Origin of the sequence: Streptomyces sp. G45, assembly GCF_049542095.1 — a bacterium.
Classification (GTDB): Bacteria; Actinomycetota; Actinomycetes; order Streptomycetales; family Streptomycetaceae; genus Streptomyces.
Map to the genome: position 1 here is coordinate 4,962,037 of NZ_JBMUZU010000001.1, position 17,963 is coordinate 4,979,999.

Consider the following 17,963-nt stretch of genomic DNA (forward strand, 5'->3'; position numbering starts at 1 on the left):
GGACGCCCACGGGTCCGTGACCCCACCGGCCCCGACCCGGCGCCCGACCGCCCCCCCGACCCAGCCGCGGACCGAAGCCCGCAGAAACCCGCAGAAACCCGCAGAGCCCGCAGAAGCCCGCAGAGCGCAGAAGACGCAGTAAGCCGCAGAAGCCGCAGAACAAAGCCCACAGAACGAAGCAAGGAGTCGGCACGATGACTGCCACTACCGGTTCGACCGCCCCACCGGCGGGCATCAGCGCCCAGGGGCTGCGCAAGTCGTACGGCGACAAGGTCGTGCTCGACGGGATCGACCTGGCCGTGACCCCTGGCACGATCTTCGCCCTGCTCGGGCCGAACGGCGCGGGCAAGACCACCACCGTACAGATCCTCACCACGCTGATCTCGCACGACGACGGGCAGGCCCGCGTCGCCGGGTTCGACCTGGACAAGGAGGCCGACGACGTCCGCCGGGCCATCGGCGTCACCGGGCAGTTCGCGGCGGTCGACGGTCTGCTGACCGCCGAGGAGAACCTGCTCCTGATCGGTGACCTGCTGCACCTGGACCGTGCCGAGAGCCAGCGCCGCGCCGCCGAACTCCTCGGGCGCTTCGACCTCACGGAGAGCGCGAAGAAGCCCGCGTCGAACTTCTCCGGTGGTATGCGCCGCAAGCTGGACCTGGCGATGACGTTGATGGGGAAGCCGAGCATCATCTTCCTGGACGAGCCGACGACGGGTCTGGACCCGCGCAGCCGTCGCACGATGTGGGAGATGATCCGGGATCTGGTCGCGGGGGGTACGACGATCTTCCTGACGACGCAGTACCTGGAGGAGGCCGATCAACTGGCCGACCGGATCGCGGTGCTGGACGGCGGGAAGATCGTGGCCGAGGGCACGGCCGACGAGCTGAAGCGCCGCATCCCCGGCGGGCACATCCGCCTCCAGTTCAACGACATCCAGCACATGAACGCCGCTCAGCACCGCCTCGCGCTCAGCACCGTCACGCGCGACGACGACTCGCTCAGCCTCCAGATCCCGAGCGACGGCTCCATCCCGGCCCTCCGCTCCGTCCTGGACGTCCTGGAGGGCTCCGGCATCCACGCCGAGGCGCTCACCGTGCACACCCCCGACCTCGATGACGTGTTCCTGGCCCTGACCGGTCAGGGCCGTGGACGCGCTGGCGCGGACAGCGCGGGCGCTGTGAAGGAGACCCTGCGATGAGCACCACCTCGTACGCCGTGCGTGACTCGATGACGATGCTGCGCCGCAATCTGAAGCGGGCGCAGCGGTATCCGTCGATGACGTTGTCCGTGGTCGCGATGCCGGTGCTGATGCTGCTGCTGTTCGTGTACGCCTTCGGCGGGGCGCTGGGCAACGGTATGGGCGGGGACCGGGGGGATTACACCAACTACGTCACGCCCGGCATTCTGTTGATGGCGATCACGTCGGGGGCGATCTCGACGGCGGTGGCGGTGTGTTCGGACATGACCGAGGGCATCATCAACCGGTTCCGCACGATGGCGATCTCGCGGTCGTCGGTGCTGGTGGGGCATGTGGTGGGCAATGTCATCCAGACGCTGGTCAGCCTGGTGCTGGTGATCGGGGTGGCGCTGGCGGTGGGTTTCCGGCCGAACGCGAACGTGGTGGAGTGGCTGGCGGCGATCGGGATGCTGGTGCTGCTGGCGTTCGCCCTGTCGTGGGTGTCGGCGGCGATGGGGTTGGGCTCGGACAGTGTGGAGACGGCGTCCAACGCGCCGATGCCGCTGACGTTCCTGCCGTTCCTGGGGTCGGCGGTGGTGCGGCCGGAGTCGATGCCGACGGTGCTGGAGTGGTTCGCGAAGTACCAGCCGTTCACGCCGATCAACGAGACGCTGCGCGGGCTGATGCTGGGCACCGAGATCGGCAACGACGCGTGGATCGCGCTTGCGTGGCTGGTCGGGCTGACCGTGGTGGGCTATCTGTGGGCCCAGTCCGCGTTCAACAAGGACGCCAAGAACTGAGTCAGGACACAGGACATAGTCCCCCGCCGACGTGGGCGGCTCCCGAGAGGACCGGGAGCCGCCCACTCGTGCGCCACCGCGCGGATATGCCACCGGTGCGGGGGCGTCGGGGGGCAGGTCCAGGGCGCACGCGGCGAGTTCGGCCCGCGCCGCCTTCTCCGCGCGGCCCGCGTGCCGCGACAGCGCGAGCACCAGGGCGGGCACGGCGAGCCCCGCCACCGCCAGGAGCACGCCCAGCGGGGCGCCCGCCCGCGGCAGCGGCACCGTCGCGCACCCGGTCGTGGCGGTGGCCACGGCGGCGGCCGCCACCGCCGGGAACAGCACCCGCGGCGGTAGGTCCCGCACGGCGTCGACGTCGTCGACGACCCGCGTCAGCAGGTCCCCGGCGCGGAACACCGGGGTTCCCGCCGGGGCGAGCGGCGCCAACGACTCGTAACACCGTCGTACGGAAGTCGGCGACGGCCCGCAGCGTGCCGCCGTGCCCGGGCGGAGCGCCGTGCCCGGGCGGAGCGGCGGCCCCCGCCCCGCACCCGGCGAGCCCCGGGCTGGGGGCCAGGCGGCGGCGAGCGGTGGGAGTTCGCGCGGCAGGCGGTGCTCCACCGGTTTCCTGCCGGGCCCCCGGTCAGAAGTAGTGGGGGTGGCGCATGCCCGTGCGGCCCCGGAACATCCACCAGCTCCACGCCTGGTACGCGAGGATCAGCGGGACCACCACCACGCCGAAGCCGGAGAGCACCACCAGCGTCGCGTGGTCCGCGGCGGCCTCCCGGACCGTGATGCCGAACCCCGCCGAGCTGGTCAGGACGTACGGATGGTGTCCGGCCCCGACGAGCAGCACGGGCAGCGCGGTCGCGCAGCAGGTCGCGGCGAACGCCCGGGCCCGGTGGCCGAGCGCGAGCGCCCACCAGGCACCGGCGACGGCGGCCGCGAGCAGCGCGGTGACGACCGCCGCCGCGCCGGGGTTGGTCAGCGAGGCGCCCGCCCCGAAGAGCGTCAGCAGCACCGGCAGGCAGCCCACCGCCGCGGTGGCCCGCAGCAGTCCGGTACCCAGGCGGCGGGCCCGCGCGGCGAGCGCGGGCGCCGAGCGCAGCGCGACGAACGCCGCCCCGTGCGCCGCGAAGAGCAGCGCCGCCGTCACCCCGCAGGCCAGCACGAACGGCGAGGCCAGGGCGGAGAGCCCGACGTGGAAGCCGCCGTCGGCGCGGCGCGGCACCCCGTGCAGCAGCAGCCCGACGACCAGCCCCCAGGCCACGGCGGGCAGCGCGCCCCCGAGCACCACCAGCGCGTCCCAGCGGCGGCGGGCGCGGGCGTCGGCGGCGCGGCCGCGCAGCTGCACCGCCGCGTTGCCGAGGACCAGGCCGACGAGGATGGCCACGATCAGCGGGTACAGGCCGGACAGCAGGGTGCCCTCCAGGTGCGGGAACGCGCCGAAGAGGACGCCGGTGAAGGCGACCAGCCACACCTCGTTGCCGAGGAAGAAGGGGGCGACGGCGTCGAGGGCCCCGTTCCGCTCGCAGCACACGGCACCGCCGCTCGCCTCGCGGGGGAGACCGCCGCTCGCCTCACGGGGGAGACCGCTGCCCTCCTCGCGGAGGCTGCCCTCCTCACGGAGGAACGGGTGCAGCATCTGGGCGCCGTAGTCATAGCCGCCGAGCACGAAGTACCCGGCGAGCAGCAGGCCGAGCAGGGCCAGCCACAGGGTTTCCACATTCATGTCGCGCGCCTTTCCGTGGTCGCGTCCCGCGCGTCCCGCGCGTCCTGCCCGTCGTCGCGGCGGGGGTCCGGCCAGCCCCGTACCGGCCAGCCCCGTACCGGCCAGCGGGAGAGGGAACTCACAGGGCCACGACGGACATCGGCGGGACCTCCCCGCCCCCCAGCGGCTCGGTCGCGCCGAGCTGCGTGGCCCCCGGCCCCCGGCGGGCGAAGCGCACGATCAGCGTCCAGTTCACCGCCGTGAGCGCCACGAAGACGGCGACGAACACCGCGCAGGACACCGCGAGCGAGGCCCGGCTGACGTGGGAGAGCGCGTCGTCGACCGTCAACTCCCCGTACACCAGCCAGGGTTGCCGCCCGGCCTCGCGCACGACCCAGCCGCCGACGGACGCCAGGAACGGGAGCGGGACCATCGCCGTCATCAGGTACGCCAGCGGACGCCACCGCACGAGGCGGTCCTTCCACAGCAGGAACAGGGCGAGCAGCGTGACCGTGGACACGGTGTTGCCGATGAGCGTCATCGCGTCCATGGAGATCCGCACGGTGTCCTGCCAGGGCACCCAGTCGCCGGGCCCGTGCTCGGCGACCAGCCGGGCCCGTTCCTCGGCGACGCCGCTGCCCTCCAGGACCGCCGCCTTCATGGGCTGGGTCCGCTCCAGTACGGGCATCTGGAGCTCGCCGACCACGACGACGAAGAACGAGGCGACCGCGCTCACCCACAGGCCCAGGCGCAGCGAGCCCCGGAACAGCTCGGTCTCCCGGGCGCCCCGTGCGCAGTGGTAGCAGCTGATCCCGGCGACGAACACGCCGCCCGTGGTCAGCGCGCCCAGCGCGACGTGCCCGAGCGCCACCAGGGCACTGGAGTTGGTGAGCAGCGCGCCGAAGTCCGTCAGGTAGGCGGTGCCGTCGCGGACCTCGTAGCCGACGGGGTGCTGCATGAAGCCGTTCGCCACCATGATCCAGTACGCGGAGACGTACGCGGTCAGGGCGACCAGCCAGATCAGCGTGGTGTGGACGCCGCGCCGCAGCCGCCCCCAGCCGAAGATCCACATGCCGAGGAAGGTGGACTCGGCGAAGAAGGCGATCAGGGTCTCCAGAGCCAGCGGCGCGCCGAAGACGTTGCCCGCGAACTTGCCGAGGCCGCTCCAGCTCAGCCCGAACTGGAACTCCATGACGAGGCCGGTGACGATGCCGACCGCGTAGTTGATGACGTACAGCTGGCCCCAGAAGCGCGTCATGCGCTCGCGCGCGGCGCGCTTCGCGGGGTCGCGGGTGTACGCGGCCCGGGTGTGCAGGACCGCCACCAGCGGGACGAGCCCCATGGTGAGGATCACGAACAGCCAGTGGATTCCGGTGGTGGCCGCGAACTGGAGTCGGGCCAGATCCACAGCGCTCACGGCGCGGCCTTCCTGAGGGGCGAGGGGGTGGACGGAGGGAACGGAGTGGACGGGGTCCTCGCGTCGCGTGTGCGGACGCCGGGCGCCGTTGCCCGCCGTCCGCGCGGTGACCCCGCGACAGCGACCGTAGCGACCTCGGCTTATGCGATTCCAAGACCACTTCCGCCATGTGATGATGACGCGGAAGGCATAAGTGAAGGTGGACCGTGGATCTTCTCCAACTGCGCTACTTCCAGGCCGTCGCCCGGTACGAGCACATCAGCCGCGCGGCGGAGGAGCTGCGCGTCGCCCAGCCCTCGCTGAGCCGCACCATCGCCCGCCTGGAGGCGGAGCTGGGCGCCCCGCTCTTCGACCGCCGGGGGCGCCGCATCCGGCTCAACCCGTACGGGGCGATCTTCCTGCGCCATGTCGACCGCGCCCTGAGTGAGCTGGACGACGGCCGCAGGGCCCTGGCCGACGCCCGGGACACCGGCCTCGGCCGGGTCAGCATCGCCTCCGAGACGCTGCTCACGGTCTCCCACCTCCTCGGCAGCTTCCAGGCCGCCCACACCGGCGCCGACGTGCGCCTCTACCAGTCCACGGCGGACGAGATGGCCCGTCAGCTGCGCGCCGGGGAGGTCGACTTCTGCGTGGCGTCGCAGCCGCTGGCGGGCCCGAACCTGGACGTGATCGAGCTGGCCCGGGAGGAGGTGCTGCTCGCGGTGCCGCCCGGGCACTGGCTCGACGGCCGCGAGAGCGTCACCATCCCCGAAGTCGCCGACGAGCCCTTCGTCACCACGCGCACCGGCCACTGGCAACGCGCCCTCCTGGACCGGCTGTTCGCCGCCGAGGGGCTCACGCCGCGGCTGTCCTGCGAGGGTGACGAGCCGGGCGCCAGCCAGGACCTGATCAGCGCGGGCCTCGGGATCGGCCTGATCCCGGCGATGTCGCGGCGCGCCGGTACGACGACGGTGGTCCCGGTCGCCTGGGTGCACGTGGCCGCGCCCGACTGCCACCGGGTGCTCTCGCTGGTCTGGAACCGCGACGCGTACCTGTCCGAAGCGGCCCTGAAGTTCCGGGAGTTCACCACCAGCAGGCCGTTCATGACGCACCGCCCGCCGGACCCGCGCCGCGGCCGCCGCCGCGTCCTCGACACCCCCGTCGAGATCGAACCGCCCCGGCCCTGAGGCACCGACCCGGCGTAACTCCCCGCGACCGAACCGGCGTACCCCTCCGCGACCGACCCGGCGTAACCCCCCGCGACCGCCCCGGCATGGCCCCGCGACCGAATCGGCCTGGCCCCCACCCCGGGCCCTTTGCTACGCTCCAGCCCGCCGCCGCACCTGCAACCCCGGACGTCGCGTGTCCGGGCGGCCGTCAGGCGGCGGTGAGTCGGCAGGGGTGTCGCGTCCCCCACCGACGGCGCCACCGGCGCCCACCACCCCCACCATCCTTCCCACCACCCTGGCCCCGCCCTGCCCCGGCCGCTGTGCGGTTCGGCGCGCGCCGCCGGACGCCGTCGCGGCGTACCCCGGCGCACCCGGCGTACCCAGGCACACCTCCCGCGTACCGAGGAGTCCCGCCATGCCCGCCATCACCTACGTATCCGTCGACGGCACGAAGCGGACCGTCGACGTCCCCGTCGGCACCAGCGTCATGCGCGGTGCCGTCTTCAACGACATCGACGGCATCGTCGCCCAGTGCGGCGGCAACGCGCAGTGCGCCACCTGCCACGTGTACGTGGACGAGTCGAGCCGCGACCGGACCGAGCCCGCCCGGCCCGACGAGGACGACATGCTCGGCTTCACCGCCGCCCCGCGCCGACCGGGCAGCCGCCTGAGCTGCCAGCTCACGGTGACGGACGCCATGGACGGCCTGATCGTCCACCTCCCCGAGCGGCAGTACTGATGGGCGCGGCACACACGGGGTCCGTCGTCATCGTCGGCGCGGGCCAGGGCGGCTACCAGACGGCCGCCTCGCTGCGCGAACTCGGCCACCGGGGGAGCGTCACCCTCGTCAGCGCCGAGGACGCGCTGCCGTACGAGCGCCCGCCGCTGTCCAAGGCGTACCTCAAGGCGGGCGCGAGCACCGAGAGCCTGTGGCTGCGCCCGGCCACGTACTACGTACGCCACGCCATCGACCTGATCACCGGCGAGGTCACGGACATCGACCGGGCCGCCCGCACGGTCCGGCTCGCCGACGGCTCCTCGTACGCGTACGACCACCTGGTACTCGCCACCGGGGCCCGCCCGCGGACGCTGGACGTGCCGGGGGCCGGGCTGCGCGGCGTGCACGCGCTGCGCACCGCGCCGGACGCCGCCGCGCTGCGGGCGGCGCTGGCCGGTGCCCGGCGCGCGGTGGTGGTGGGCGCCGGGTTCATCGGCCTCGAAGTGGCCGCCGCGGCACGGGAGTCGGGGTGCGCGGTGACGGTGGTCGAGGCGGGCGAACGGCCGCTGGCGCGGGCCGTGACGGCGCGGACCGCCGCGCACCTGACGCGGCTGCACCGCGCCGCGGGTACCGAGCTGCTGTTCGGCCGGGGCGTGGCGGCCCTGACCGGCGACGGGCGGGGCCGGGTGGCGGCGGTGGAGCTGACCGACGGCCGGAGCCTGCCCGCCGACCTGGTGGTGGTCGGCGTCGGCGTCACCCCGCGCACGGAACTTGCCGCCGCGGCGGGCCTGGCGGTGGACGACGGCGTCACGGTCGACGCCCGCCTCCTCACCGGCGACCCGCACGTCTTTGCCATCGGCGACTGCGCGGCGTTCCCCGAGGCGCGCTCGGGCCGACGGGTGCGCCTGGAGTCGGTGCAGAACGCGGTGGCGCAGGCCCAGGCGGTCGCCGAGCGGCTGACCGGGGCCGGGCCGCGCGCCTATGACGCGCTGCCCTGGTTCTGGAGCGACCAGTTCACGACGGCCCTCCAGATCGCGGGCCTCGCCCGGGGCCACGACCGCGAGGTGGTGCTCGGCGACGGCCCCGACGCGTTCTCGGTCCTCCTCTTCCAGGGCCCCCACCTGCGCGCGGTCGAGTCCGTCAACCGCCCCACCGACCACCTGGCGGCCCGCCGCCTCCTCACCGCCGACGCCCCGCTCACCCCGGAGGACGCCACCCGGCCGGGGTTCGCGCTCAGGGACCACCTCGTGGCGTGGCGCACTTTTGCAAGCGGGCGCTTGCAATAGTTAGCGAAGGGGGTGCAGTATCGGGGGCATGGCATCGCTCAACGTCGGCAACCTCGGTGAGTACCTGCGCGAGCAGCGGCGCAACGCCCAGCTCTCGCTCAGGCAGCTCGCCGACGCCGCCGGGGTGTCCAACCCCTATCTGAGCCAGATCGAGCGCGGGCTGCGCAAGCCGAGCGCCGAGGTCCTCCAGCAGGTGGCCAAGGCGCTGCGGATCTCCGCCGAGACGCTGTACGTCCGGGCCGGGATCCTCGACGAGAAGGAGCGGGACGAGCTGGAGACGCGCGCCGTCATCCTCGCCGACCCGTCCATCAACGAGCGGCAGAAGCAGGTCCTGCTCCAGATCTACGAGTCGTTCCGCAAGGAGAACGGCTTCACCGCGGACGCCCCGGACCCCGCCGAGGACCCCCGGGGCGCCGCGGAGGACACCCCCGCTGACCGGCCCCGCACGGCCGACGGCAGCGATGCCGACCCCTCTGCGGGGCGGTCCTAGGACGGCCGCCTCCAGCCGCAGCGACACCGGGAGGACCCACGTCATGCCCATCACCGAAGAGGTGCGCAAGACCGTCACCAACCCCACCCCCCTGTTCTTCGTCGTCGGCACCGCCGACCTGGCGCTCCAGCAGGTGAAGAAGGTGCCGGGCCTCATCGAGCAGGTCGCGGCCGAGGCGCCGTCCCGCATCGAGGCGGTGCGCAAGGCCGACCCCAAGGAGGTCCAGGACCGGGCCGTCGCCCGCGCCCGCGAGGTCGGCTCGACCCTGCAGACCCGGGTCGGCGAGTTCATCTCCACCCTCGACACCGACCTGAAGAAGCTCGGCGAGAACGCCCAGGACCTGGCGCTGCGCGGCGTCGGCGTCGCCGTCGAGTACGGCGTCCAGGCCCGCGAGACGTACGAGAAGGTCGCCGAGCACGGCGAGCAGACGGTGAAGCACTGGCGCGGCGAGGCCGCCGACGAGATCACCGAGCTGGCCGTCGCGGTCGAGCCCGACGCGGAGCCGGAGGCCGCGAAGCCCGCCGGTGCGGAGAAGAGCGCCGGTGCCGAGAAGGCCGCCGGGGCCGAGGACGAGGCGCCCGCCGCCAAGCCCGCCGAGAAGAAGGCCGCCCCGCGCAAGGCGGCCGCGAAGAAGACCACCCCGCCCGCCAGCTGACGGATTGGCACCCGCACACGGCACCGGGCACTCTCGGAGTGCCCGGTCCGTTGCCGGGGTAGCGGTACCGTGACTTTGTACGGGACTTTGTACGGACAGACGAGTGCGTCGCGTGGGCTTCGCCGGAACGGGTGGTGGACGTTGTGCTGATGCAGGGGTTCGCGAACTTCATGTGGCTGCTGTCACTCGCGCTGATCCTGTTCAGCGGCTTCGCGCTCATCGACGCCGCCGTCCGCCGTGAGGACGCCTACCGCGCGGCCGACAAGAACACCAAGCCGTTCTGGCTGATCATCCTCGGCCTGGCCTTCGTGGTGAACCTGATCTTCAACATCTTCTCGTTCCTGCCGATCATCGGCCTCATCGCCACGATCGTGTACATGGTCGACGTCCGCCCGGCGCTCCGGCAGGTGGGCGGCGGCGGCCGCCGGGGCTCCAGCAGCGACGGTCCGTACGGGCCGTACAACGGCGGGCGGTAACGCGCGGCGAGCAGTGGGCCGAGTGGGCCGCGCCCTCAGAGGCGCGGGCCCTTGCTCCCGCCTACTCCCGCTCCCGCGCCAGCAGCAGCACCGCCACGTCATCCGTGAGGTCCCCGCCGTTCAGCTCCCGCGCCTCGTTCACGGCGGCTTCGAGCAGCGCGTCCCCGCGCAGCCCCGTCGCGAGCTGGCGGCGGACCATGTCGAGCATGCCGTCCTGCCCGAGCCGCTGGTTGCCCTCGCCGATCCGGCCCTCGATCAGGCCGTCCGTGTACAGCATCAGGTTCCAGCTGCCGCCCAGCTCCACCTGCTGGCGGGGCCAGCGGGCGCGGGGGAGCAGCCCGAGGGCGGGGCCCGAGTTCTCGTACGGAAGCAGCTCGGCCGGGCGCCCCGGGCGGGCGATCAGCGGCGACGGATGGCCCGCCAGGCACAGACCCGCGCGGCGCCCGTCCGGCGCGATGTCGACCGTGCACAGGGTCGCGAAGATCTCCTCGTCGGCCCGCTCGTGCTCCAGGACCTTCTGCAGCGTGGACAGCAGGTCGTCGCCGACCAGGCCCGCGAAGGTCAGGGCGCGCCAGGCTATGCGCAGCTCCACGCCGAGCGCCGCCTCGTCGGGCCCGTGGCCGCAGACGTCTCCGATCATCACGTGCACCGAGCCGTCGGGCGTGCGGACCGTGTCGTAGAAGTCGCCGCCGAGCAGGGCGCGGGAGCGGCCGGGCCGGTAGCGGGCGGCGAACCGCAGCGGTGAGCCCTCGAGCAGCGGGGTGGGGAGCAGGCCGCGCTCCAGGCGGGCGTTCTCCTGCGCCCGCAGCCGGGACTCGGTGAGCTGGCGCTGCGCGGCGTCGGCGCGCTTGCGCTCCACCGCGTACCGGATGGCGCGGCTGAGCAGACGGCCGTCCAGCTCGTCGCGGAACAGGTAGTCCTGCGCGCCGACCCGCACCGCGCGGGCGCCGCGCTCGGCGTCGCCGGACGCGGTGAGGACGAGCACGGCGTGGCGGGGCGCGAGGCGCAGCACCTGCTTGAGGGCGGCCAGCTCGTCGGCGTCGTCGCCCTCGGCGGCGGGCGCCTCCTGGCCGGGGTCGGCGCCCGCGGGGGCGCGGCCGGGCAGGGCCAGGTCGAGCAGGATGCAGTGCACGTCGTCGGTGAGCAGCCGCTCGGCCTCGGTGAGGTTGCGGGCGGTGCGTACGCGGATGGGCTTGCCCGCGGAGTCCAGGAGCTGCGGGACGCTCAGGGAGCCGCCCGGGTCGTCCTCGATCACCAGCAGGGTCAGGCCGGAGCCGCCGACGGGTCCGTCGCCGTCGGCGACGCCCGCCACCTGCGGCGCGCGCGTCGGCGCCGGATGGTTCTCGCCGCCTGCCGCGGCCGGGATCACTCTCTGCCGCGGTATGGGTACGGACATGGGTTGAGTTCCTTCCCTCCCCCGAGGGCACGGTGGGGCGACGGTCGCACGCCCCACACCAGACGGGGACCATAGCGGTAGGCGGGGGGCCTGGGGAATGCGGCGCAGCACGTGGCCAGCGGCATAATCCGCTTCCTGGACCGCGCATAGGGCATGAACTCGGTCCGACAGTGATGACGAACATCACGCCGGGGAGGTTGAGCGCGGGGCGGATTCGCGTGCGCTGGCTCACACGGGGGCGGTGCCCGCGGCTGTCCGGAGCGGTGCCCGCGGTTGTTCGGAGCGGTGCCCGCGGCTGTCCGGGGGCGGTGCCCCCGGCTGTTCGGAGCGGTGCCTCCGGAGCCGGGCAGCCGTCCGGTCGGCCGTTCGCGGCGCCCGGGGCCGACCGTTCGCCCGGCGGGGCCGACCGTTCGCCGCGCCCCGGAGCCGGGCAGCCCCACCGTTCGCGGCGCCCCGGGGGAGCCGCCTAGCCGGTCGGGCGGACCACGCCGAGGATCTCCATCGAGCCCGCGCCCGCGAGGGTCACGTCGCGCCCGGGGCGGGGGGCGTGCACGATCCTCCCGTCGCCCACGTACAGACCCACGTGGCTGGCGTCCTTGTGGTAGATGATCAGGTCGCCCGGGCGCATGTTCTCGATGTCGACGTGCGGCAGGCGCTTCCACTGCTCCTGCGAGGTGCGCGGGATGCCGCGGCCCGCGGCCGCCCACGCCTTGGACGTGAGCCCCGAGCAGTCGTACGCCTTGGGGCCCTCCGCTCCCCATACGTACGGCTTGCCGAGCTGGGCCGTGGCGAACGCGATGGCCTTCTTGGCGGCGCCGCTCGCCTTGCCGTTGAGGTCCTTGACCGCGCCGGAGTCGACCCACTGGCTCTGGCGGCGCCGCGCGGCCTCCTCCTCCAGCTCCCGCAGCCGCTCGCGCTCCTTCTTCTCCAGGCGCGACTCCAGCTTCTCGGCGGCGGCGATGCGCTCCTCTATCTTCTTCTTCGCCGCGGCCTTGGCCTTGCGGTTGGCCTCCAGCCGCTTCCACCGGGCGGTGGCGTCCGCGGCGTACGTACGCAGGTCGTCCTGGGTGCGGGTGACCTCCGTGAGCAGCGACTTCGTCGCGTGCTGGCCGCGGCGCAGGCGGCCCGCGCCGTCCAGGAACGCCTCGGGGTCGTCGCTGAGCACCAGGCGGGCCTCGTCGGGGATGCCGCCGCCCCGGTACTGCGCGCGGGCCGCGGCGCCCGCGCGGGCCTTGAGGCGGTCGAGCTTGCGCTGGCCCTTCTCGATGTCGCGGGCGAGCCGGACGATGTCCTTGGACTGCTTCTCGGCCTTCTCCTCCGCCGCGTTGTACGCGTCCGTGGCCGTGCCCGCCTCGCGGTAGAGGCGGTCGATCTTCTGGCGGACCTTCTCCAGGGCCGGGTCGGTGCCGGGACGCGGCTCTGCCGGGCTCGCGAACGCCGCGCCCGGCGCGGACAGGACCGTCGCCGCGCAGATCAGAGCCACGGCCGTCGCCGTCGAGTACCGCTTGCCGGACACGCTCGCCCCCTGATTAACCGTCAGTAACCTCACTGCCCCGGGATGGTGCCACGCCCGCGCCCGAAGTGACAGGGGCGCGCGCTGACTTCCCTCCCCACCCGACCTGTGTGACGGGCGGCACGCGGAGATCGTTCCCGTGGCGCGACGGTTCACGCCCGTGGGTGACGGGCCCCCTTCCTCACCCGGGCCCGCGCGGCGCCAGCGCCTCCCACGCCACCGTGACCTCCCCCTGCCGCCACCGCCGCGCCCCGTCCGCCACCGGCCAGTCGGCGGTCAGGTCCCGCACCGCCCGGATCCAGCGCTGCCGGGCCCCGTACGCGGCGTACGGGGCGGCCGCCGCCCACGCGCGGTCGAAGTCGCGCAGGAAGGCGTGCACCGGCTCGCCCGGCACGTTCCGGTGGATCAGGGCCTTCGGCAGCCGCTCGGCGAGGTCGGAGGGCCGGTCCAGGGAGCCGAGCCGGGCGGCGAACGTGACCGTGCGCGGGCCCTCGGGGCCGAGCGCCACCCACACGTGCCGCCGCCCGATCTCGTCGCAGGTCCCCTCGACGAGCAGCCCGCCCGGGGCGAGCCGCGCGCACAGCCGCCGCCAGGCGGCGGCGACCTCGCCCTCGTCGTACTGGCGCAGCACGTTCGCGGCGCGGATCAGCGACGGGCGCGCGGGCAGCGGCACCTCGAAGCCGCCGTGCGCGAAGGCGAGCCCCTCGCGCTCGTACGGACGTGCCGCCGCCACCCGCGCCGGGTCGATCTCGATGCCGACCACGCGGGTGCGGGGCGGCCGCGCGCAGCCTGAGCAGGAGTTCGACGGCGGTCCAGGGGGCGGCGCCGTAGCCCAGGTCGACGGCGAGCGGGTCGGCGGCGCGGCGCAGGGCGGGGCCGTGGGCGGCGGCGATCCAGCGGTCCATGCGGCGCAGCCGGTTGGGGTTGGTGGTGCCGCGCGTCACGGACCCCACGGGGCGGGCCGAGGAGTGGGGGGAGTGGGGGGCGCGGGGAGCCATGGGGGCAAGCGTATGCAAGGCCCAGGGTTGACACCCCCAAGGTAATGCTTTGGTAAAGAGGAAATGGAGGTGAGGCTTCCGGCGTTGCTCCCATGGAGGCCCGCGTACGACCTCCCCGCTGGCATGCCCCGCGCACGCCGACACGGGGAAGCCGTACGCGCCCGCCCCCGCACGACCGGCCCGACTCGCACGACCGGCCCGACTCGAACGACCCGCACGACCGCCCGGCCCCGCTGGACCGCACCACCGCACCACCGCACGACCCGCAAGGCCGTACGCCGCCCGCCCCTCGCCAGGCCAAGGAGGACCGCCACGTGAGCCAGTACGTGACCAGGCTCGGGCGTCGTTTCCCGTCGGCGCCGTCGGCGACCGCCCGGCTGCGCCTGCCCGGCTCGCCCCGCCGTCCCCGCCGCGTCGCCATGCTCAGCGTGCACACCTCACCGCTGCACCAGCCCGGCACCGGAGACGCGGGCGGCATGAACGTCTACATCGTGGAGCTGGCCAAGCGCCTCGCCGACATCAACGTCGAGGTCGAGATCTTCACGCGCGCCACGACGGCCGCGCTGCCGCCCGCCGTGGAGCTGGCCCCCGGCGTCCTCGTGCGCCACGTGGACGCGGGCCCCTACGAGGGCCTGGCCAAGGAGGACCTGCCCGCGCAGCTCTGCGCGTTCACGCACGGCGTCATGCAGGCCTGGGCGGGCCACCGCCCCGGGTACTACGACCTGGTGCACTCCCACTACTGGCTCTCCGGGCACGTCGGCTGGCTCGCCGCCGAGCGCTGGGGCGCCCCGCTCGTGCACGCCATGCACACCATGGCCAAGGTCAAGAACGCGGCGCTCGCCGAGGGCGACACCCCCGAGCCCGCCGCCCGCGTCATCGGCGAGACCCAGATCGTCCGCGCCGCCGACCGGCTCATCGCCAACACCTCCGAAGAGGCCGACGAACTCGTCCGGCACTACGACGCCGACCCCGGGAAGGTCGCCGTCGTCCACCCCGGCGTCAACCTGGACCGGTTCCGCCCCGCCGACGGCCGCGCCGCCGCCCGGCAGCGCCTCGGGCTGCCGCAGGACGCCCTGATCCCGCTCTTCGCGGGCCGCATCCAGCCCCTGAAGGCGCCGGACATCCTGCTGCGCGCGGTGGCGGTGCTGCTCGACGAGCGGCCCGAGCTGCGCCGCCGCGTCGTCGTCCCCGTGGTCGGCGGCCCGAGCGGCAGCGGCCTGGCGAAGCCGGAGGGCCTCCAGAAGCTGGCCGCCCGGCTCGGCATCGCGGACGTGGTGCGCTTCCAGCCGCCGGTGGGCCAGGAGCAGCTCGCCGACTGGTTCCGGGCGGCGTCCGTCCTGGTCATGCCGTCGTACAGCGAGTCGTTCGGGCTGGTCGCCATCGAGGCGCAGGCGGCGGGTACGCCGGTCGTGGCGGCGGCGGTGGGCGGCCTGCCCGTGGCCGTGCGCGACGGCGTCACCGGCTTCCTGATCCCCGACCACGAACCGGCCCACTACGCCCGCGCGCTGCGCGACTTCGTGGACGCCCCGCACCTGGTGGAGCGCATGGGCCTGGCCGCCGCCCGGCACGCCGAGTCCTTCGGCTGGGGCACGGCGGCGTCGGCCACGGCCGACGTGTACACCGCGGCGATGCACGACCACCGCCGTCACGTACGCTCGCACCATGGGTGACGCAGCCGCCACGATCGAACAGACCCTGACCGACGCCGAGCTGGAGTGGGAGTCCCCCGAGCCCGGCTCGTACGTGGTGAAGCTCCCCGGCACCCGCAAGCTCTCCACGACGCTGTCCCTCAAGGTGGGCAGGCACTCCCTGTCCCTGAACGCCTTCGTCATCCGCCACCCCGACGAGAACCACGAGGCCGTCCACCGCTGGCTCCTGGAGCGCAACCTCCGCCTCTACGGAGTGAGCTACGCGATCGACTCCCTCGGCGACATCTACCTCACCGGCAAGCTCCCCCTCACCGCGATCACCCCCGACGAGCTGGACCGCCTCCTCGGCTCCGTCCTCGAAGCCGCCGACGGCTCCTTCAACACCCTCCTGGAACTCGGATTCGCGACCGCGATCCGCAAGGAGTACGACTGGCGGACCTCCCGGGGCGAATCCACCCGCAACCTCGACGCGTTCACCCACCTGACCCAGCCCCGCGACTGAGCCCTCCGGCCCACGGCGGGGAACTCAACCGCCGCCGACCGGGTCCGTCCCGTGCCACGGCACGTCCGGGGGCTGTCGCTCGCGGTGCCCCTCGCCGACTTCTCGTTGAGCGGCCTCGGCGGCGCGCTGATGGGCCCCTTGGCATGGGCCCCTTGGCCGTGCGTCAGCACCGTGTTGGCCGCCTCCTGCGGCGCGGCGAGGGCGGCTCGGGCGCTGGATGCCAGCTCCGTCCAGCCGCTCATGCCCGGCGTCTTCCCCTCCCCGGCGCCCCATGGCATGCTCCCGCCCAACGCAGATGTGAATGTCGTTCATGTACGCGAATAAGGGAGGGGTCGCATGGTGAACCTCAGCAGGCGGGGAGTCCTCGGCGGGGCCGTCGCCGTCGCCGCCGGGGCGGTGGAGGGTGCCGCCCCGGCCGCCGCGGCCCCCGGCGAACCCGCCGCGCCCCCTGGCGAACCCGCGGCCCTCTGGCAGGAGCTCCGCCGCGCCCCGTACACCCACCCCCAGATCCCGTACGTCGCGAGGGCGGGCTTCCGGCGGGGCGCCCGGCGCTTCCCCCGCCCCCGCCGCGTCTTCCCCGCCCGGCACTACGGAGCCGCGCCCGGCGCCCAGGGGGACGCGGCGCCCGCGATCAACCGCGCCCTCGCCGCCGCCGGACGGGCCGGTGGGGGCGCGGTCCAGCTCGACGCGGGGACGTACCGGATCGACGGTGTCATCCGCATCGCCCACGACAACGTCGTGCTGCGCGGCGCGAGCAGCGGACGCACCACGCTGCTCGCCACCCGGAGCCTCACCGACCTCATCGGCCCCTACGGCAGCCGCTACGGAGGCGACAAGTCGAGCTGGTCCTGGGCGGGCGGCCTCATCTGGCTGTGCCCGCAGCGGCGTTGGGACACCCTCGTCACCGCCATCAGGGCCAGGGCCTGGCCCTTCGAAGGGTGGACCGGGAACACGCGCGACGAGTGGCGCACCCTCACCCCCGTCGGCCCGGCGGCGCGCGGTGACTGGTCCGTGCGCGTCGCCGACCCCTCCCAGGTCCACGCGGGCGCCCTCGTCCTGCTGCGCCTCGCCGACGACCCCGGCCACACCCTCCTGGAGCACATGGCGGGCGGCGGCCCCGGCCCCGAGGCGTACTCCTGGGACGACAAGACCAAGCTGACGTCGTACGTCCCCTACGAGTGGCCCGTGCGCGTCACCCGCGTCCAAGGGCGCACCGTCACCTTCGAGCGCCCCCTGCCGCTCGACGTCCGCCCCGAGTGGGACCCCCGGCTCACCACCCATGTGCGGGCCCTGACCGGCTCCGGAGTGGAGGCCCTCACCCTGGAGGCGGTCGAGACCCCGCAGGCCCCGCACCTGCTCGACAAGGGCTTCAACGGCGTCACCTTCCAGTGCGCGTACGACTGCTGGGCCGACGACGTCCGCGTACACCACGTCGACAACGGCTTCGGCCTGGTCGCCGCCAGCGCCTGCACCCTGCGCCGCACCGCCGTCGGCGGACGCGGCTCCCACCACCCGTACTTCTGCCGCGAGGGCTCCCACGACAACCTGATCGAGGACTTCCGCGTCGAGCGCCGCACCGTCCCGGCCCCCGCCGGAACCCAGCTGCACGGCATCAACGTCGAGGGCCTGTCCTCGTACAACGTCTGGTCGCGCGGGCACATGGAGACGGGGACGTTCGACACGCACCGGGGGATGCCGTTCGCCAACGTCCGCACCGAGATCACCGTCCACAACGACGGCCGCCACGGAGGCGATGCCAGCGCGGGCCCCCTCTACGGAGCGCGGTTCACCCACTGGAACGTGACGGTCACCAACCAGCGCGCCGGACTCGTCAAAATTGACGAGATCGCCCCCTGGAGTGCGACCGTCGGCATCTCCCACGTCCGCGAGTTCGACCAGATCGACGTGCCGGACTTCACGGGCGAGCTGAACTCCCGCAGCGAGGCCTACGGCTCACCCGGCTCGGTGCGGCCGCGGAACCTGTACGAGGCCCAGCGCGCCCTCGCGCCCTGACGGACCTGGGCGCCCCGCCGGACTAACCGCCCCC

15 protein-coding genes and 1 pseudogene are annotated in these 17,963 nt (G+C 74.0%); 11 read left to right on the top strand and 5 right to left on the bottom strand.

Annotation, left to right across the window (positions count from 1 at the left end; all coding sequences use genetic code 11):
* Positions 1-194: 194 nt before the first annotated feature.
* Together ACOBQU_RS20800 and ACOBQU_RS20805 are read left to right on the top strand one after the other, a co-directional pair.
* On the top strand, positions 195-1,199 hold the full coding sequence (locus ACOBQU_RS20800; RefSeq protein ID WP_423628826.1) for an ATP-binding cassette domain-containing protein: 1,005 nt from the start codon (positions 195-197) through the stop codon (positions 1,197-1,199).
* Positions 1,196-1,978: an ABC transporter permease gene (locus ACOBQU_RS20805; RefSeq protein WP_423624894.1), complete on the top strand. Its 783-nt coding sequence runs from the start codon at positions 1,196-1,198 to the stop codon at positions 1,976-1,978. Before ACOBQU_RS20800 ends, ACOBQU_RS20805 begins: the two co-directional genes overlap by 4 nt.
* 622 nt (positions 1,979-2,600) lie before the next feature.
* Here ACOBQU_RS20805 and ACOBQU_RS20810 read toward each other — a convergent pair.
* Together ACOBQU_RS20810 and ACOBQU_RS20815 are read right to left on the bottom strand one after the other, a co-directional pair.
* Positions 2,601-3,689 carry a cytochrome d ubiquinol oxidase subunit II gene (locus tag ACOBQU_RS20810; RefSeq protein ID WP_423628827.1) on the bottom strand — a complete coding sequence of 363 codons (1,089 nt, stop codon included), beginning with the start codon at positions 3,687-3,689 and terminating at the stop codon, positions 2,601-2,603.
* 118 nt (positions 3,690-3,807) lie between these two features.
* Positions 3,808-5,085: a cytochrome ubiquinol oxidase subunit I gene (locus tag ACOBQU_RS20815; protein ID WP_423628828.1), complete on the bottom strand. Its 1,278-nt coding sequence runs from the start codon at positions 5,083-5,085 to the stop codon at positions 3,808-3,810.
* 206 nt (positions 5,086-5,291) lie between these two features.
* Between ACOBQU_RS20815 and ACOBQU_RS20820 the strand changes: the two genes are divergently transcribed.
* The 6 genes from ACOBQU_RS20820 (at position 5,292) to ACOBQU_RS20845 (ending at position 9,858) form a co-directional block, all read left to right on the top strand.
* Positions 5,292-6,251 carry a LysR family transcriptional regulator gene (locus ACOBQU_RS20820; protein ID WP_423628829.1) on the top strand — a complete coding sequence of 320 codons (960 nt, stop codon included), beginning with the start codon at positions 5,292-5,294 and terminating at the stop codon, positions 6,249-6,251.
* A 397-nt stretch (positions 6,252-6,648) separates the two neighbouring features.
* Complete coding sequence (locus tag ACOBQU_RS20825; protein WP_423628830.1) at positions 6,649-6,972, top strand: 2Fe-2S iron-sulfur cluster-binding protein; 324 nt, start codon at positions 6,649-6,651, stop codon at positions 6,970-6,972.
* Complete coding sequence (locus ACOBQU_RS20830) at positions 6,972-8,237, top strand: NAD(P)/FAD-dependent oxidoreductase (RefSeq protein ID WP_423628831.1); 1,266 nt, start codon at positions 6,972-6,974, stop codon at positions 8,235-8,237. Before ACOBQU_RS20825 ends, ACOBQU_RS20830 begins: the two co-directional genes overlap by 1 nt.
* A gap of 28 nt (positions 8,238-8,265) precedes the next feature.
* Positions 8,266-8,727 (top strand): helix-turn-helix domain-containing protein, encoded by a 462-nt coding sequence (locus ACOBQU_RS20835; protein ID WP_423628832.1) that lies wholly within the window; start codon positions 8,266-8,268, stop codon positions 8,725-8,727.
* 43 nt (positions 8,728-8,770) lie between these two features.
* Complete coding sequence (locus ACOBQU_RS20840) at positions 8,771-9,382, top strand: hypothetical protein (RefSeq protein ID WP_423628833.1); 612 nt, start codon at positions 8,771-8,773, stop codon at positions 9,380-9,382.
* A gap of 149 nt (positions 9,383-9,531) precedes the next feature.
* The gene (locus ACOBQU_RS20845) at positions 9,532-9,858 is read left to right on the top strand and encodes a DUF2516 family protein (protein ID WP_423634618.1); all 327 of its coding nucleotides are present in this window, start codon (positions 9,532-9,534) and stop codon (positions 9,856-9,858) included.
* Between the two features lie 61 nt (positions 9,859-9,919).
* Here ACOBQU_RS20845 and ACOBQU_RS20850 read toward each other — a convergent pair whose 3' ends face one another.
* From ACOBQU_RS20850 to ACOBQU_RS20860, 3 genes and pseudogenes are all read right to left on the bottom strand, one after another.
* The gene (locus ACOBQU_RS20850) at positions 9,920-11,365 is read right to left on the bottom strand and encodes a PP2C family protein-serine/threonine phosphatase (protein WP_423628834.1); all 1,446 of its coding nucleotides are present in this window, start codon (positions 11,363-11,365) and stop codon (positions 9,920-9,922) included.
* A gap of 355 nt (positions 11,366-11,720) precedes the next feature.
* On the bottom strand, positions 11,721-12,770 hold the full coding sequence (locus tag ACOBQU_RS20855) for an NlpC/P60 family protein (protein ID WP_423628835.1): 1,050 nt from the start codon (positions 12,768-12,770) through the stop codon (positions 11,721-11,723).
* A 178-nt stretch (positions 12,771-12,948) separates the two neighbouring features.
* A pseudogene (locus tag ACOBQU_RS20860) lies at positions 12,949-13,765 on the bottom strand (class I SAM-dependent methyltransferase).
* Positions 13,766-14,079: 314 nt separating this feature from the next.
* Here ACOBQU_RS20860 and mshA point away from each other — a divergent pair.
* The 3 genes from mshA (at position 14,080) to ACOBQU_RS20875 (ending at position 17,929) form a co-directional block, all read left to right on the top strand.
* Positions 14,080-15,435: a D-inositol-3-phosphate glycosyltransferase gene (gene mshA, locus ACOBQU_RS20865; protein WP_423628836.1), complete on the top strand. Its 1,356-nt coding sequence runs from the start codon at positions 14,080-14,082 to the stop codon at positions 15,433-15,435.
* Positions 15,428-15,916: a YbjN domain-containing protein gene (locus ACOBQU_RS20870; RefSeq protein WP_423628837.1), complete on the top strand. Its 489-nt coding sequence runs from the start codon at positions 15,428-15,430 to the stop codon at positions 15,914-15,916. Before mshA ends, ACOBQU_RS20870 begins: the two co-directional genes overlap by 8 nt.
* A gap of 336 nt (positions 15,917-16,252) precedes the next feature.
* Positions 16,253-17,929: a glycosyl hydrolase family 28-related protein gene (locus ACOBQU_RS20875; protein WP_423628838.1), complete on the top strand. Its 1,677-nt coding sequence runs from the start codon at positions 16,253-16,255 to the stop codon at positions 17,927-17,929.
* Positions 17,930-17,963 lie beyond the last annotated feature (34 nt).